This window comes from Pseudomonas sp. Sample_11 (assembly GCF_004307505.1).
GTDB lineage: Bacteria > Pseudomonadota > Gammaproteobacteria > Pseudomonadales > Pseudomonadaceae > Aquipseudomonas > Aquipseudomonas atacamensis.
Genome location: NZ_RCOD01000031.1, coordinates 43470 through 59390 on the forward strand (window position 1 = coordinate 43470; position 15921 = coordinate 59390).

Annotated in this window: 18 protein-coding genes and 2 pseudogenes; 11 read left to right on the top strand and 9 right to left on the bottom strand. The window is 52.2% G+C overall.

Annotated elements, in window-relative coordinates; translation table 11 throughout:
* Window positions 1-184: 184 nt before the first annotated feature.
* Both D8U60_RS07460 and D8U60_RS07465 read right to left on the bottom strand, forming a co-directional pair.
* Window positions 185-373 carry a hypothetical protein gene (locus D8U60_RS07460; protein WP_125926596.1) on the bottom strand — a complete coding sequence of 63 codons (189 nt, stop codon included), beginning with the start codon at window positions 371-373 and terminating at the stop codon, window positions 185-187.
* Between the two features lie 235 nt (window positions 374-608).
* Window positions 609-1129, bottom strand: a pseudogene (locus D8U60_RS07465) (isochorismatase family protein).
* 291 nt (window positions 1130-1420) lie between these two features.
* Between D8U60_RS07465 and D8U60_RS28020 the strand changes: the two are divergent.
* The 5 genes and pseudogenes from D8U60_RS28020 to D8U60_RS07495 form a co-directional block, all read left to right on the top strand.
* A pseudogene (locus tag D8U60_RS28020) lies at window positions 1421-1984 on the top strand (NAD-dependent dehydratase); the annotation flags it as partial.
* 49 nt (window positions 1985-2033) lie between these two features.
* The gene (locus D8U60_RS27830) at window positions 2034-2243 is read left to right on the top strand and encodes a hypothetical protein (RefSeq protein WP_125926595.1); all 210 of its coding nucleotides are present in this window, start codon (window positions 2034-2036) and stop codon (window positions 2241-2243) included.
* A gap of 534 nt (window positions 2244-2777) precedes the next feature.
* The gene (locus D8U60_RS07485; RefSeq protein WP_125926594.1) at window positions 2778-3305 is read left to right on the top strand and encodes an SH3 domain-containing protein; all 528 of its coding nucleotides are present in this window, start codon (window positions 2778-2780) and stop codon (window positions 3303-3305) included.
* An 873-nt stretch (window positions 3306-4178) separates the two neighbouring features.
* Complete coding sequence (locus D8U60_RS07490) at window positions 4179-4688, top strand: DUF892 family protein (RefSeq protein ID WP_125926593.1); 510 nt, start codon at window positions 4179-4181, stop codon at window positions 4686-4688.
* A 186-nt stretch (window positions 4689-4874) separates the two neighbouring features.
* Window positions 4875-5756, top strand: a complete 882-nt coding sequence (locus D8U60_RS07495) for a manganese catalase family protein (protein WP_039768429.1) — start codon at window positions 4875-4877, stop codon at window positions 5754-5756.
* 573 nt (window positions 5757-6329) lie between these two features.
* On the opposite strand, the gene D8U60_RS07500 is transcribed toward D8U60_RS07495, so the two are convergent.
* From D8U60_RS07500 to D8U60_RS07515, 4 genes are all read right to left on the bottom strand, one after another.
* Window positions 6330-7841, bottom strand: a complete 1512-nt coding sequence (locus D8U60_RS07500; RefSeq protein WP_125926592.1) for a diguanylate cyclase — start codon at window positions 7839-7841, stop codon at window positions 6330-6332.
* A gap of 294 nt (window positions 7842-8135) precedes the next feature.
* Complete coding sequence (locus D8U60_RS07505) at window positions 8136-8591, bottom strand: hypothetical protein (RefSeq protein ID WP_241663523.1); 456 nt, start codon at window positions 8589-8591, stop codon at window positions 8136-8138.
* A 191-nt stretch (window positions 8592-8782) separates the two neighbouring features.
* Window positions 8783-9007: a DUF2188 domain-containing protein gene (locus tag D8U60_RS07510; protein WP_125926638.1), complete on the bottom strand. Its 225-nt coding sequence runs from the start codon at window positions 9005-9007 to the stop codon at window positions 8783-8785.
* Window positions 9008-9194: 187 nt separating this feature from the next.
* Complete coding sequence (locus D8U60_RS07515; protein WP_125926590.1) at window positions 9195-10034, bottom strand: alpha/beta fold hydrolase; 840 nt, start codon at window positions 10032-10034, stop codon at window positions 9195-9197.
* Between the two features lie 464 nt (window positions 10035-10498).
* Here D8U60_RS07515 and D8U60_RS07520 point away from each other — a divergent pair, with 464 nt between their 5' ends.
* Window positions 10499-10753, top strand: coding sequence for a YgjV family protein (locus D8U60_RS07520; RefSeq protein ID WP_125926589.1), 255 nt, complete (start codon window positions 10499-10501; stop codon window positions 10751-10753).
* Here D8U60_RS07520 and D8U60_RS07525 read toward each other — a convergent pair.
* Window positions 10747-10992 (bottom strand): hypothetical protein, encoded by a 246-nt coding sequence (locus tag D8U60_RS07525; RefSeq protein WP_130899834.1) that lies wholly within the window; start codon window positions 10990-10992, stop codon window positions 10747-10749. The two genes, D8U60_RS07520 and D8U60_RS07525, sit on opposite strands and share 7 nt — an antisense overlap.
* A gap of 597 nt (window positions 10993-11589) precedes the next feature.
* On the opposite strand from D8U60_RS07525, the gene D8U60_RS07530 reads away from it, so the two are divergent.
* The 3 genes from D8U60_RS07530 (at window position 11590) to D8U60_RS07540 (ending at window position 13213) form a co-directional block, all read left to right on the top strand.
* Window positions 11590-12000 carry a response regulator gene (locus tag D8U60_RS07530; RefSeq protein ID WP_044287094.1) on the top strand — a complete coding sequence of 137 codons (411 nt, stop codon included), beginning with the start codon at window positions 11590-11592 and terminating at the stop codon, window positions 11998-12000.
* Between the two features lie 163 nt (window positions 12001-12163).
* Window positions 12164-12391 carry a DUF6555 family protein gene (locus D8U60_RS07535; protein WP_125926587.1) on the top strand — a complete coding sequence of 76 codons (228 nt, stop codon included), beginning with the start codon at window positions 12164-12166 and terminating at the stop codon, window positions 12389-12391.
* A gap of 129 nt (window positions 12392-12520) precedes the next feature.
* Window positions 12521-13213 carry a YetF domain-containing protein gene (locus D8U60_RS07540; RefSeq protein WP_125926586.1) on the top strand — a complete coding sequence of 231 codons (693 nt, stop codon included), beginning with the start codon at window positions 12521-12523 and terminating at the stop codon, window positions 13211-13213.
* 102 nt (window positions 13214-13315) lie between these two features.
* On the opposite strand, the gene D8U60_RS07545 is transcribed toward D8U60_RS07540, so the two are convergent.
* Both D8U60_RS07545 and D8U60_RS07550 read right to left on the bottom strand, forming a co-directional pair.
* Entirely contained in the window at window positions 13316-13681 is a 366-nt protein-coding gene (locus D8U60_RS07545; protein WP_080923198.1) for a histone-like nucleoid-structuring protein, MvaT/MvaU family, read from the bottom strand.
* A 68-nt stretch (window positions 13682-13749) separates the two neighbouring features.
* Entirely contained in the window at window positions 13750-14139 is a 390-nt protein-coding gene (locus tag D8U60_RS07550) for a low affinity iron permease family protein (protein WP_125926585.1), read from the bottom strand.
* Between the two features lie 230 nt (window positions 14140-14369).
* On the opposite strand from D8U60_RS07550, the gene D8U60_RS07555 reads away from it, so the two are divergent.
* Window positions 14370-14870, top strand: coding sequence for a ferritin-like domain-containing protein (locus tag D8U60_RS07555; RefSeq protein ID WP_039768421.1), 501 nt, complete (start codon window positions 14370-14372; stop codon window positions 14868-14870).
* A gap of 648 nt (window positions 14871-15518) precedes the next feature.
* Entirely contained in the window at window positions 15519-15845 is a 327-nt protein-coding gene (locus D8U60_RS07560; protein WP_125926584.1) for a hypothetical protein, read from the top strand.
* Window positions 15846-15921 lie beyond the last annotated feature (76 nt).

Below are 15921 nucleotides of genomic sequence, written 5' to 3' on the forward strand. Positions count from 1 at the left end.
CTACACAGCTGGTTACCTACTTCCGACGGATAAACGATGTGAAATGAAGCGTCGATCTTAAAGGAAATGGTGGTGCTCCGATTAGCCCGGCGTTGTGCCCGATAATGCCTTCTTACATATGAACCTACAGACGGAACAGCCGTAAACGAATCGTGCTAACGTCTGGGCTTGCCGCGACACCTCATCAAGCATTGATCGGCGCCTCAATGAATCGATCAGCCGAGTCCATGTAGGTGGCTAGGTCGACGATCTGTCGAAGGACAATGACCACCTCAAGCTTGTGTGCATCGTCGGGCAGCCCTATCCGTTTTAGCATCGCCTTTGCGTCTTCCTCGATCGCCGCTAGCGCATCGATATCGCTCTGAAACCTCATGTCGGCCTCCTGCCAGTGTGAGTCAGAAATAGATAGCCCACTTCTTCGTGTCACGCCAGCCGACACATGCGCCGCTTCCGAGATGCAGTGTGGAGCAGTGCCGGCCCTTCGTCTCCATTGGTGGCGACAGTTGCCGCCTTACAGTAGCGTTCTATCGACAACCTGTTATGACTGTACGAAGTGACATATGGTGCCAGTGCTTACGGCGCCCCACTCCGCTCCAATATTTCCGGGCTTAATTGAAGCTCCACTCGTCAGCACGAACTACATGGCAGAACGGCCCATCAAGAGTTGCATTGTGGTGAGCAACGATGTCCTCAGCCTTCATAACTGCCGTGTCTGAACAGGTATGGCCGTCGCCGATAAGTACAACGTCGAAGCCAAGATCACGAGCAGCTCGGCATGTGCTGTCGACGCAGTATTGAGTTTTCATTCCAGTGATTACCACACCGCTAGCCCCGTGAGAGCGCAAACTCCCCGCCAGTTCAGTCATTTCGAAGGCGTTGGGTCGCCGTTTTTCAAATACCACTTCTGCCCCAGAAAGCTTCAGTTCTGGCACAAGCGAAGTTAAGGGGCTACCTGGTTCTATTGGTGTGCCAACGGGCCCGACGTGGCGTGCTAGAAAAATCGGGGCACCAGCGCTGCGGGCTTTTTCCATCAGACTAGTCACTGTCTCCAGCAACTCTTTGCAGCGCCATGGCTTTCTGTGCCGTGGACTAGCCCGACCTGGATATCGAGTATCAGTAGGACGTTCATGGGTGCATCTCCTTGCGTTTGAGCCAGCGACACAAGGCGTAAAAAAGGCCCTGTCCATCACTGGCGGGCCTTTGAAGTTCGTCTGCTATTGGCTCACGAAACCTCGCACGCTCCGCTTTCAGCGGTCGTGGTGGTTGTAGTCGAGGTGAGCAGATAGGTAGTCATTGATCGAAACTAGCAATATCGTAACGAACTGACAAGCTGGATCTTGGGATAGATACGTCTGGCTGACTCTTCGATCAGAACGATTTGCCTGACAGGTGGGTATTGCGATGGGTTGTACTCTCCCCGAGCGTTCATTGCTCGTATACCGTCACTGGAGTTGCCGTGGGCAGCAAGACGAACTAGGCAACCGCCCTCGCCGTCTATGCCCCCATTTGCAAACAGCCATCGCCGTTTTGTGTTTCCCGGATCCGGCGTGTAGTGGGACAGCCTCACCGTTATGACGCGTACCCAGCAGTTGGCAAAACAAAATCTGTAGACGGCTACCACGCCGGCTGCAGCCAACTAGGCATTGAACGTCTCTAATGGCGAAATGTTTCGCTGGAAATGGATGCGGGGCCGAATTTCCATATATTTCGACTTGCCTGCTGGTGATTATGCCGCTTCACTTTCATCCCTGAGAAGCAGACAGCAGGCGATCAGGATGTATTAGTCGTGGAACACGGCTTGAAGGAAGCAGATATAGGTCGCCTGGTGTCTCCATGGCACACCGATGCTGATCTCGGCCGACCAATCGAAGTGGTCACGGACATGTCCAAAAACCGTGCAATGGGTTTCGCTGCCGACCAGTCGAGTACTCACGCTTTTTTCGACGTGTTCGACAAACTAAGCGAGATGCACTTGATACCCTAGGTAGTTCCAGCAGATTTTCTCAGAAGAATCGAAGGAGAGGAGAAGGAAAATGGCAGGGGAATACTCGTTGTCCGACGTGCTGGAAAGGATGTATCAGAATCAGCTCGCCCTAGAGGCCGCATTGATGGAGTTAACGCTCCATGTCGAAGCCCAGGGGAGCGTTGAGGTTGGGGGTAACGTTCGAGGTGCGTTATGGACGATTGGCGAGAATGCGGGGCACATTAAGCAGGGTTTAGCCCGGCTTAAACAGCTCCCATGAGTCAGACGCTTTTCGATCTTGATCTCAAATGCGTTCCGTTTGAGCATTACATAACTGCATAAGCAGCCATCAACTTCCCTTACCCTGAAAGCACTACTGGTGGGTGGCATTTTCTATCCCGCTTCGACCCAGAGGCAGGGGTGCCTAAGGTGTCTCTAGCCGGTATTCACCACCCAGATACCGCCGACTTTTTTTGATGGCGCCGGAATCATCGAAGTAACCGAAGAGCTCGCAAAGCGTGGCTGGTCTGTAGACGGTAGAAAATTGTTCATGGCGATCACTACCGAGCCCCAGCGGACATGATCGTCAGATGGGCTCTCAGCGATACTGAGTTTTGCAACATTGAAGTCTCCAAGTGGTTCCCTACCCACCCTGACCGACAGCAACTCTTCGCGGTTTTGAGCTCAGGAAAACAGAGACCATACGAGCTAGGTCGCCTGCAAAGGCTGGAAGTGTGGCTAAGCTCTCAGTAGCCAGCAAGCTGAGTTGGCCAAGCAGGCACCAGAGCGTAAGTTCCGAATGTGAGCAAAGGATATGCGCAAGAAATCCGAGTCATGGTTTTTCCCGCTCCTTATTTTGTTCGTCGTGCTTTGGGCGATAGGCAAAAAGGAAAACCCTTCAACCCAAGCCCAGCCAAGTGCCGTCACCACGCCGACCTCACTCGCCTCAACTACAGCTACTGCATCCCCTACACCGCCCCCGCCAATCGAGCTATACGTGAGCGCGGACAAACTCAACGTCAGGGATCAACCTAGTGGAAATGTAATATCCAAGCTGCAGCTTGGAGCAAAGGTTCAGATCTACGAAAAAGCAAATGATTGGGTTCGGATAAGCATCGACGGCCAGCCTGCGCGATGGCTATCATCCAAAAACCTTTGCAGCGGATCGAACTGCTTCGCCAAAGCCCAGCCAAGACCCGTATCGCCCGCACCACAACCTGCGTATAAACCTAGCCGTGAATTCAGTTCATCCTGTCCCTGCTCGTCTGGCAACGTCTGTATAGGCCCACGAGGTGGCAGATACTGCATCACATCAGGAGGGAAAAAGCGTTACGGCGTTTGAATGCCGAAATCTTTGCTCCATCCAACGTGTGGTGTGATGTCGAAATTGGCCAGTGCTGTCTTGCTGAGCGTCACTCCAACTATTTTGGAGACAATCCACGAGGCGGTTTGGAGCGGAGCTCAAAGTCATCCCATTGCTCTGCTGGTCGCTGTTCTCCGCACATAACACAGACATAAACATCGCTTAACAACCCTAGGTAATACCCCTTCCTGATATAGGGATGGGTGCACCTTTTCGTCTTTTGTTTCGGATCAGTTGCAGGCCTCATCTGCGCACCACCTTCTTTCCTACAAGTCCGTAAGGATGAGCGACTCGTGCGGAGGGGTGAAAAAAGCCCGCACAGTGTACGGGCAACAGGAGGAACCACATGAGCAGCCAGCAATGCCGTGGCAGGCCTATTTGTAGGAAGGCGTCGTGATGAAGGACGTTTCATTTATTTCGACATGATGGGTGTGCGTCAGACAGACGGTTTCTGAAGCACTCAGGCGTGGGTGGGCTTTGGGTGGGATGTGATGCACTGGTTTGGTCTACAGGTCGGTACCACCATGTGACAACATCAAGGAAGCGTTCGCCCCGCTCTCTTCACAGCGACCGATGAGCTTAGAGCGGAAGCAGACGCGCGATAAATTGCGTGGCGTTCATTTGACCCGCCCATCGAGAAAATCGACTTAAGCTTTTTTTTACCACGCTTTTGGACAGATCGGCGAACACCTTTGCAAGCCATACGAGCCAAAGCACTACCTCACTTGCCGTATGCAATCGCTGGCCAATGGGAACTGAGGCGTCGCTCCGTCCGGATAATCTAAAATTCCTGAACTGTTCTCCCACCAAAGCCATCCACTGCATTACACACCCATGATGGAGCGAATGAACATGGCTACGCGACAAGAAAATCTACTCGACTGGCTGCGCGACGCGCACGCAATGGAGCAACAGGCGGAACACATGCTCAAGGCTCAGTCTAAGCGGTTGGAGCACTACCCTGAACTAAAAGCTCGGATCGATCAGCACATCGAAGAAACCCTTGGCCAACAGAAATTGATCGACGAGTGCCTCTCACGTCTTGGTGGTAGCTCTTCAACTATTAAAGACATGACGGGCAAGATCATGGCCTTCGGACAAGCAGCCGGCGGCTCGTTGATGAGCGACGAAGTGGTTAAGGGGGCAATGGCTGGCTACGTCTTTGAAAACGTAGAAATAGCGACTTACACGGTTCTGATCGCAGCCGCACAAGCGGCGGGTGACGTTGAAACTCAAGCTGCATGCGAGCAGATCCTTCCCCAAGAGGTTGCGATGGCCGAATGGTTACTTGAACATTTACCACAAATCACGGAAGCATTTCTGGTTCGCTCAGAGGATCCTAACCTGGAAGCAAAAAAATAAACTGACTGCGCAGTCATCAGAGCTGCGCACTCGGTTCAATTTTTATTGAACTCTCGAGCTTATACCGTTGGTCTTGAATAGCAGCACCAAAAAGTAATTTCTACGTTCGCTACACCTCACAACTTATGCACGCGCTATCGCCCGCAGTGGCGAGCGCGCCTAAAGCCGAGTCTGAGGAAATTCAAAATGTTCTTACATAACAAGCGACTTCAGTACACCGTTCGTGTGGCAGAGCCTAATCCGGGCCTGGCCAACTTGCTTCTTGAGCAATTCGGCGGCGCTAACGGCGAACTTGCTGCGGCGGCGCGATATTTCACCCAAGCGTTGGCGGAAGAAGATCCGGGTCGTAAAGACCTTTTGATGGATATTGCGACAGAAGAATTAAGCCACCTCGAAATTGTGGGCTCGATCATTGTCATGCTCAATCGAGGCGCCAAAGGTCAGCTTGCGGAGGGCGTGCAAGAGGAAGGTGAGCTGTATCGTGCCATCAACGGTAACGGCAACGACTCGCACATCACCAGTCTGCTGTACGGCGCTGGTGCTCCCCTTGTGAACTCTGCGGGTGTGCCGTGGACGGCGGCATACGTCGATTCAATCACAGAGCCTACCGCCGATTTCCGTTCTAACATTGCGGCGGAAGCGCGCGCAAAAATCTTATACGAGCGCCTGATTAACGTCACCGACGATCCGGGCGTTAAAGAAGCACTAGGCTTTCTTATGACGCGAGAAATCGCCCATCAACAATCGTTCGAGAAAGCTCTGCATTCGATCCAGCCGAACTTTCCGCAAGGCAAACTTCCGGGCATGCCCGAATTCACCAACAAGTATTTCAACATGTCGGGCGAGCCGAACGTACGCGGCCCATGGAACGAGGGCGGTGCTTGGGAATACGTGGAAAATCCTGAGCCGGCGGTCGACGGAGGCGATGGGCTGGCGACGGTCAGTCTGCCTGCCGAGGATGTAGAAGTCTTGGAAGCGATGAAGGCCCGCACGGCCTCTGATCCGCTCAGTGAACCCGTCACGGGCGCCGACCTTGGGTCGGGGTATGTTCAAGGCAAAGACGCCTAACTCAGTACAGCGGCCCCACACCGGGGCCGCCACAACCTCAGATGACCAAAATGAAAAACGTTAAAGTAACTTCGCTTACCACTGACCTTTTCAAAAATTTGATGGAAGCAGCCTCCGCTAGCTTTGAACACGATTGCCGACAAGCCTGTCGAGGTTTAAGGGTGAGCATGGCAGTTAATGCGTTCGGGATGGGAAAGCTGATTCCTAATAACCTAGCGAGCGAGAGCGGCCCTGAAACCAGTTCACGATTATAATTACCGAGACCGTACTTGCAATGACAGCAACTGTTACCCGTCTAACGGCGGTGAGGACAACCTATTGGGTGGGACTGATTATCCACAGCGAGGAGAGGTGAAAAATGAGGTTTACAAGGAATGCGGGATTTCACGTCGGAATCATAAATGCTCACAGACTTACATTCCTGTTCGGTAGCGCAATTTTCTGTGTCGGCACGCTCATCATCTTTTCCAAGTTCGCAAGCAAATTGTTTTAAATCAACGACCCGGCGTGCCACCCGAGTACGCCAAGAAGTCTAGCTGTACAGAGGTGGAACTGGTTCTCACAGTAAACATTCTAACTTTCTACTCGATTGCGTCCTTTTGACTTCGCGGCGTAAAGTAAACGGTCAGCCTTGAGCAGAAAATCCTTGTAATTCTCCTCCCCTGTTTTGCAAGTCGAGACCACACCTGAGCTTATTGTGACAACGCCTAATGGGCTCACTGAATGTTGAACTTTTGCGTTAAAAAGCGAAGTTCTAATATTTTCTGCAACCATGACCGCACCTGCAAGTTCAGTGTCCGGAAGTAGAATTACAAATTCTTCCCCACCGTAGCGAGCTGCGATATCACCTGGCCTATTGACGCTGGCTGCAAGAACGTTCGATACGCGCACAAGGCAATCATCGCCGCCTTGATGGCCATAATGGTCATTATATTGTTTGAACAGATCTATATCCAGAAGGATCAAGGATATGCATGTCTGATTCCTCGTCGCACGCTTCCATTCTTTATCCAATGCCAAATCAAAACTTCTTCTATTGGCTAGGGAAGTGAGACCATCTGTATGGGCTATCACCTCTAGCTCTTTTCGGATTACTTTGAGCTCACGCTCTGCGATAAGCAGCTGTTGGATCTGCCGATATAGCAAGCTACCTAAAAACGCTAATGCCAATATGATGGAGCCTACCAGTGCAACCGATTGGTAAACATATGACCACCAAGGCGCAAATACATGCTCATACGAAACTCCGGCTGCTGCGACGATAGGCAGCCCAGCCAAGCGACGATAGGCGTAGATGCGTTCAATACCATCTACAATGGACTTGATTATTGCAGTACCGCTATTGCTCTGAGGTAGGTACCGGCTAAAAATTTCACCTTTTGAAAGATTGGTTGTCATCAATGCTGCGACGGTCGGGCGTCGCGCGAGGAGCTCGCCGTTATCGAGTGCTAGGAAAATAACTCCTTCGTCGTCAACGGCCATACGTTTGAAAAAGCTTTGGAAATATGAAACCGGAACCGTGGCTAACGCAACCCCTGCAAAGGCTCCATCGGCTGTTTCGATACGCCGGCTAATAGGGATCACCATATCCCCTGTCGTTCGACTTTCCACTATCGAGCCAACGTGGATGGACTGGTCATCGTGCTCACGGTGATATCGAAAGTAAGCTCTGTCGCCGTTGTTCTTGTTTTGCAGACCTTCGGAAAACGAATTGGCCATCCAATTGCCTTGCGCATCGAAGATGAATAACCCCTGAACGCCTTCGATGTTGTTCACCTGACGGGCCATCAGCTTAGCCAACCGCTCCCGTTGATCAGGGCCGCTTCCATCGTGCGCTACACGCTCTGCCAGATCTCGCAAGGTATTATCAGCCTGCAGCATCGTGTCACGGGCCTGCTGTTCAGCGGCAAGTACAATGTTCGAAACAGTTATTTTGGCCGCGTCTACTCGCTCACCGGACGACTGCACAATCTGCCAAGCAGTAGCAAGGATTAACGATAAACAAACAAGAAGAATGAAACCTATCAGCGAAAGGGACAGCGCTTTAGGTGTCAGCCTTGCATAGATCGGTAAGGAGAGCGTCATATATACGTCTTCAAATTGGCGGTGGGCTTAAGCGAGCAATTTTTATACCGGCATCGAGATAAAAGCGCTTCACCCGCAGTTCCGGAATCCCTGAAAATCTGCGCAAATAGGCGTTGCTCTTCGTATATCCCACCGCAGTTTGACACTACACGACTGGATGCTGCACAACCCATGGATTGAAGACCGCGAACGCAACGACTCCCACTTTCTTCATCGTAGAAGGATTCCCGTCCTGGCTACCGCAGACCCACGAATGGGCATGATGGCGGGAATCGTTCCGGGCTTCAGCGCGGTTCACTGCCACCCTATCCTAGAAATGATCTCGCGCCGGCAAGGCGTATCGATCTGCGACGGCACTTGTTTGATGTAGTCGCGCGCGCTCTCAAGTGTTTCTCCGCTTAAGCCGGCGAGATAGGCAACAGCGTCCTCGGCAGCGGGGACGAGCCCCTCAACGCCTCCGAACCTTGGAGGCAGTCCTGTCCAAACTACCGCGTCCAATCGGCGGGCGATCGCCCATTGAGCGATGACTCCCGCTGGGTTCGTCCCGACCACGAAACTACCGATGCCATCCTCCCGCTCTTGAGGAACCCCCTCCCGAATTCTAAGAGCCTCGCGCGCCTCATCCAGCTTGTCCAGATCCAATACCGCCCAAAGCACTTTGCACCCAGGTGCGTTCGCACAGATGGCTGTCGTCAGGTCTCCGTTATCACTGACCCGCGCGAACTCGATGGGCAACACAGGGCCGTCCATAAACCACTCGTTCGCAAGCGGTAAGGTGCCCGGTTTACAGATCAACGATCCCCATCCTAGACATGCAATTACCATGATCAGCACCTGTGTTTGAGACGAAGTTCACTCGCAATGCGTCCAGCCCTCTAGTCAACCGCGTGCACGGCAGTCCGGTGCAATGGGCACTGCCCCTCCTTGGGTAACCAGGCCGTTCAGCCTTTGGTTTTTCTAGGATCTGCTGATCGGGGAAATGTACGCTCCTCTTGAATCGTGCCGTCCTCTTTGTGGATTTTGAGAGAGGCCGTCTTGCCCTGAAGAAATTCGCTCGCTATCTCGGTGATTTCCGCTTTGGTAGATGCGGTCTTGGAGGCGCGTTGCGCGCCCTCTTTGACGAGTTCCCAAAGTTTTTCCGTTTTGTTGATGTGATAGTTATCCATTGGCTCACCTCTGACATGACGATTAATACCTGTCAGGTTGACCGTAAGAGAACCGAAGAGTTTGAACGGATTGGCGGCATCCTTGATGCTTACGGAAAACCTCTTGAGTTTTCTCGGGCGTGGGCCAAATGCCCGAAGCATGGGGCTGTAGCCGCTATACAGAGTAAGAGCTTTAGCATGGCAAAGATTAAACAGCATTGGCTCGCTGCAAGCGTTGCTTAGCAGCGCGGTTAGCGATCTCCGGCGCCGGGCCATCACCGTTCTGCTGCCGGCAAAGAAATTCCCGTATCAAAACAGCAGTTCGCCTGGCACTGGTCACTACGAAAAAATGCCCCTCGCCCTTGAGCACGCGTAGTTCAGCTTGTGGAATTGAGCGTCGCAGGATATGCGCGTTATAAGGCTGAACCAGGGTGTCACGGTCGCCGATCAGAATAAGCGTGCGCGAGTGCAGACGGAATAACCGCAGTAGACTTGTCCAGCCTACCAAAGCGGCTAGCTGGTGATGATAGGTTCGCAGGCGTACGGTTAGCATTCGCTTTACAACACCGAAACGCAGCAGCGCCTGTGTCGAACTGGCTGAACCATCTCGTTCGGGCTGTTTGCCGCCTGCGTTCCCTCTAAAAAATTCTAGGATGTCGGCGGGCTTTACCAGTAGCACCGGGCCCGCAGAGGTCGCCGCCAGGATAAGCCTGCGTACCATCGTGGGATGACGAAGAGCCAACTCTTGCGCCAAGGCACCGCCCCAACTCACGCCGAATACATCAACATGGTCAAAACCCAGTTGCTTGAGCATTTCGGCGATCAGATCGGCATGACTCGGCAAACGCATAGGCCAGCGGGGCATCTGCGACTTGCCGACACCAGGTACGTCCAACGTGATCGTTGTGTAGTCGCCTAGTTCGTTGCGCAGAGCATCGAAGGTTTTGATCAAACCTCCCAGACCGTTGAGTAGGAGTAGCGGAGGGCCTTGGCCGGTGATTGAGACATTCACCTGCAAGTCTTTAACGGTCATCATTCGGCTCGGCATGGACACCTCCTCCGTCATTGGTGAAGCAGTGTAGACGAGCAGTTATGTGGCGTTCGACCACCGCCTGTCCTCCTAACATCTCGGTATTTTTGTCTATGCCCAACCCATTCTGATAAAGGTTTTCAAAGGCTTGGTGATCACGCAATTCAGGGCCACGATCTTAGGTAGAGGAACCCTCATCCGGGACGGGCGCCTAACAGTTGAACCCCTCAGCTTGAGAAAGACAAAATGCATATGTCCGAGGCAACGCAAATCATGGAAGCGCTTCGACCAATGCAGTAAACGTTAAGCTCGCTGAGGGTTGGTCACTAATATCTATTGTTGTGACAACTCATCCTAATGGTCAGCTCCATCCCCTGCTACGTTCTCGGCAAATCGAAACCCCTATCCGACGATGAGAAGCCTGACTGATCAGCCTGGCATCCAAACAGCACTCCGGCTCACGAATGTATTGAGAGGATAATTTGTCTTATTGGGATTGGATTCAGTGGCCAGCGATGGTCGTCACCGTTCTGGCCGCGTGGCTCATCGGATCGCAGCGACCAAAAAGGCGAATGACAGGGTTTGTGTGCTTCAGCGTGAGCAACGTGCTGTGGGTCATCTGGGGCGCTTACGCAGGAGCATATGCGTTGATCGTATTGCAGGTTTGCCTTTTTCTGATGAACCTTCGTGGATTAAGGAAAAATTCGAAGGGCAGAGAAGATCAGAGGATTCAATAATGACGGTGCCCGTCGAAGTTTTTTTTAAAACCTCGGGCATTCATTCCCAACGGTACGCACTCAAGAATAATCAGAGCATACGCCTCAGCATGAAGTCCCCAGGCCACCCAAAGCGTATTGCTTAGGATGAACCCCCAAAAAGCGATCATCCGGCGGTACGCTCGTTGCGAGCCGATGAACCAGGCTGAGATGACTGTTACAGCCATCGCTGGCCACTGAACCAGATCGATGTAATCCATGTGCGCTCCGCATTTTGAGGTGCATCCTTGCTTCTAGCATGTTCTGCATTCATCTATCCGAAACGATCCCAAGGCTGATGTTCTCGAAGGGTTGCTACACAAGGTTGTCCAGGCTCGCGCATACCAATGCCCAACGCTGAAATCGATGTGTTCAAGGCTTCATTGACGATCAACCCGAAGCGTTACTCATGTCCGGCGCACCCTGCCTCCGAGATCTACCTGAACCCGATTTGTCGCAATCGCTTTCGAATCGGAACGATTCGAAATGCGCCTACTCGGCACATGTTGTTTTGATAGATACCTCGGGGTGAAGGTTCGAAAAATTGCGTAATGTTTGATCTAGATCAAGGGATTGCTAAGCAGCACCCATAGCCCTAAGCGCACAATTGGTTCTGAACTCGATGCTCTTGCGGGGCGACTAGAAAAGCGAGGCGCCACGCTCCTCAAATACGCTGCGAGGACATCTGCAAAGGACATATCGTGAGTCGAGAATCCCGCGTGCTCCAAGCGCTTTCAAGGCACACGCGATATTTTCGCTTACACTCATGCAAACCGTTCCGCCCGTTCGGTCGGTTTCTCGGATTAGAGGAGGATTGTTTGAACGTAAACTGGGAAGGATTGCTGCCGATTCGCGGTGAGGTCATCGTCATTGAGGACGACCCAACTTTACAGTTGCTCATGACCGATATCATGGATGAGATTGGCGCGAAGACTGTCCCGTTCGCGACGGCGGATGATGCGTTGACCTATCTGCTCGAAGCACATGGTGAATGCGCCTTAGTGATCGCCGATCACGGCGTTCCCGGACAAGTCCAAGGCATTGAATTCATAGAGATGGTTAAAGGCAGGTGGCCTCACATCGCTGCGATACTTACCTCGGGATATCTGATCGAGAGCACCGCAGTGCCAGCTCGTACTATTTACCTGCACAAACCCTGGTCACTCGATGAATTGGTGACAGCAGTTGCGGAGCTTTTGCAGCCCGGTAAACCGATTAGCAAACGCTAAGCTTGGCTTCGAAATGGTAAGACCAGGCAGGCCATGATTGGTGCTGAGCCTGTAGGCCTGCAACACTCTCTGCTCATGAAACCAGTCCGGTGCTGAAGTCCCTGATTTTTTGAATTTTTCCGCGCCCGATGACTCCGTTAGATCAGAGCAGACGGAGTGAGTCATGGAAAACAATCTATTCGTCATCAACTACAAGCTTCATGATGCGCCAAAATCCTTCATCATCCGTAGCAAAGCAATGCAAAACGCCGATGCATGGCATTGGGCTAGCTGCGATGCGGGTGTAGCGCCCATTCCCAGGCCTGGTCGCCCGCCACTGAAGATGGTGTCCAAACCTCAAGCCGAAAAATACGGCATTCCCGATGTCACCTGGCGACCCAGCTCAACGTAGCAGGGCGTGCTATGACGCGGGCTTTTGATAAATCCGCTTCATTCGTAGCCGCCCGCAAAGTCGATTACCCGCTGGATACTCCGACATCAGCTTTTGAAACCAAAGACTGTTAAATAAATCGAGGACAAGATGTCGCCTTTTGATATCCAGCGGATGCTGATAGACGAATTTCCCTTAGCGTTTTTACTGGAGGTAGGTTTCAGGGCCACATTCGCTTTTCTCGCAGTTTTTCTTTTTTTGAAATCCAGCGGTCGACGAGGGATCAGACAGCTTTCACTTTTTGAGCTAGTCGTGATTTTAACATTGGGCTCGGCCGCAGGAGACGTGTCCTTTTACCATGACGTTCCGCTACTCCCGGTCGCCGTAGTATTTCTTACGCTCCTGCTTCTCTACCGCCTCACCGTCCTGATCATGACGAAGAGTAAAAAATTTGAAGCTTGGATGGATGGGCTCCCGGTAACCGTGATCCGTGACGGTCTCTATGAGCTCAAGTCTTTGGAAACGCTGAACATCTCATCTAACGAATTATTGATGGAGTTACGACAGCAAGGGGTTGAACATCTCGGACAAGTAAGGCTCGGGCTGGTTGAGACCGACGGCGACGTCAGCCTTTATTTTTTCGAACAGAAAGATCTGCGCCCTGGGCTGTCCGTCCTGCCATTAGAGCATCGTGCCGAGTTTGAAACTGCGCCTGCGTCGGGTTTGTATTGCTGTGTGAATTGCGGGTTCTCCCAGCATATCGTGGAAGCCCAAAGAGCAGACTGCCCTCGGTGCAACCACGATATTTGGTCAACTGCACTCAGTAGACCACGCTATCGGTGACGCCCTGCCGAAATATCGTTCGCCTTAACAGCGCGCGCAACGCTGCGATTCTGCGCCCGACGATAAAAGAGCCCCGTAGGGCTCTTTTATCTCAACGTACAATCATTTGGTCAGCCATGACTCAACGGTTTCAGAACCGTGCTCAGCTTTCCAGTCTTTAAGTCCGCGATGGTTGCCGCCCTTGGTTTCGATCACTTCACCAGTGTGCGGATTTTTATAGGTCTTGACTTGCCGTGCCTTACGGCGTCCAAGATTCGATTGGACAGCGGGTTCGCGGCGACCAGCTCGTGGGTCAAGCACGTTGATTACGTCTTTCAGGCTGTAACCGTATTTCGCAAGGAGATCACGCAGCTTAGTCTCAAACTCAATTTCTTTTTTAAGATCAGCGTCGCCTTTAAGCGCTTCCAGCGCCTTGAGTTGTTCTGCGAGATGTCTTTCTAATTGGCGGTATTCTGCGAGCTTGGACATGGACATTCTCTTTGGACGGCTGGTGAAGGTCTGTATGAAATAATATCTCAGATTTACAGATGGATAATCTAGCGATCATCATCACTGCGTGCAGAATCAACCTTAATCTGACCCGATTCACCTAACGTGCGGTATTGCTCACGAAGTTTTCTGAGTTCACTCGACCCCATTTGCTCCAAACCCAGCGTGGCATTCTGCGCATCGTGAGTAGCTCGTATAAGCTCATCGAGCTTCAGATGCAGGATGTCGTTGTCACGGTTCTGGGTGTTTTGAATCAGAAACACCATCAGGAAGGTAATGATCGTGGTCGACGTATTGATGATGAGCTGCCATGTATCGTTGTAGTGGAAGTATGGGCCGGTCGCGGCCCAAGCGATGATCAACAGAATTGCGCTCAAAAATGTCTTCGGGCTGCCAGCCCAATTGGATAGCGCTTGGCAGAATAGGGAAAATCTCATAAGACACACTCTGAATGAACACAGTCTGTTGACCGCACAGAAGCCAGAAATACTTTATTACATTTTAACCGTCTGTCGGGTTCGAGTTGCCCGGCGGTCTTCCTTCAGCACTCACAAAATTTGAACGCCTGGCTCCAAGGACTGGTCATTTCTTCATGCAGCCCATACGCGTGGACATGCAAATGAGACGTCTCGACACCGAGACTTATATAGTGGAGAGGAGAAATCAAATGGCTAGAAAAACTGTTGAAGACCTGTTTATTCACGAACTTTCCGATATTTACAGCGCTGAGAAACAGATCACTCGCGCCCTCCCCCGCATGGCACGTGCGGCGACCAATCCTCTCTTGGCTGAAGCCTTTAATGCGCACCTTGAGGAAACTCAAGGACAGATTGAACGGATTGATCAGCTCGTCGAATTGACTGGCTTGAAACTCAAGCGCATGAAGTGCGTAGCGATGGAAGGACTGGTCGAAGAATCGAAAGAACTTTTGGAGGAAATCGAGAAAGGTGCCGTTCTGGATGCGGGACTTATCGGCGCCGCGCAAAAGGTGGAGCACTACGAGATTGCCAGTTATGGCACCCTGATCGCCATGGCCAAACATTTGAATCTGACGGATGCTGCCAAGCTCCTCAGCGCAACGCTTGCGGAGGAGAAGGCTACGGACGACAAATTGTCGAAGATTGCCGAGCAAGGCGGCAATCAAGCGGCCACGATGGAGTCTAAGTAAGGTCTAAGCTACGACTGGGCGACGTTGATCGGACGACGTCGCCCTTCTTACGATCCGTTTCGAATTCAGGATTTAGCGCCGCTTCATTTCAGGAGCGTATTCTCCTAGACTCATTTGGGGTGCTTGCGTGCCACGGTGAAACGAGCCGTTCCTTCGCTGACGGCTGGAATTACGCCAGCGCGTATCGCGTCAACTATGAGCTGTCGGGTAGCCTCTACGTCTAGCGTCTTCCCCACATTCTCTTGCATGAATTGCCTGCTAATGAAATAGCGCCCGCAAGCGGAGCAATCGATGACCTGCCACTCCCCTAATTCGTATTGAAGCTTTGCATCTTCCCAACAAATCCAGCACATACATTTCATAAATCGCCCTCCGTGACCAATGGATTGCTCCAGAAAAAGGCTGGTTCAATTCAGTGCCGTCACTGGAATAACCATCGGTCGGCTTCGAGCGGGAGAATGTACGGATGACCGATCATGACCTGTTACGGCTTTTAGCCACCAGTGAATCCAATCGGCCCCAAGTTTTCAGCCAGAGCGGGGGCTTTTTTTTGCGACGTTGGAAACCACGTACACGGGGACTGTGTCTACCATCCCATAACGCTTTGGCATCCGGCCAAGCCGTTCTAACGTGATCAGGAACAGACTTATGTCTTGCGCCTATGAAGGCTTGGCAACCGTTGGCGTGTTAGCCCTATACCTGGAGCAGTCTCCAAACAAGCTGACCACCTACGAATTAAACGTGCGCGTTCTCAACGTCGGCCCGCAGCGTTTTCGCCTTGAATTTGACCGCTACTTGCAAGGCCCCATGCAAGCCAATGCCATTCAGGTGATCTTGCCCAGCGGTCTGGTGCTGCAAGGGCCGATTGTCGACGGCAGCAACGAGCCGGCCGGCGGATGGTTGCTAATCGATGTTGAGCAGTACGAACTGCCGCTTGAGCCACCGGCCAACCTCAACGGCTGGACATGGGAATAAGCATGAATGATGCATTGACTGCATCGACCTGCCGCCAGCGATTCGGGTAACGCTTACTCCGATAAGCAGCTCCGCG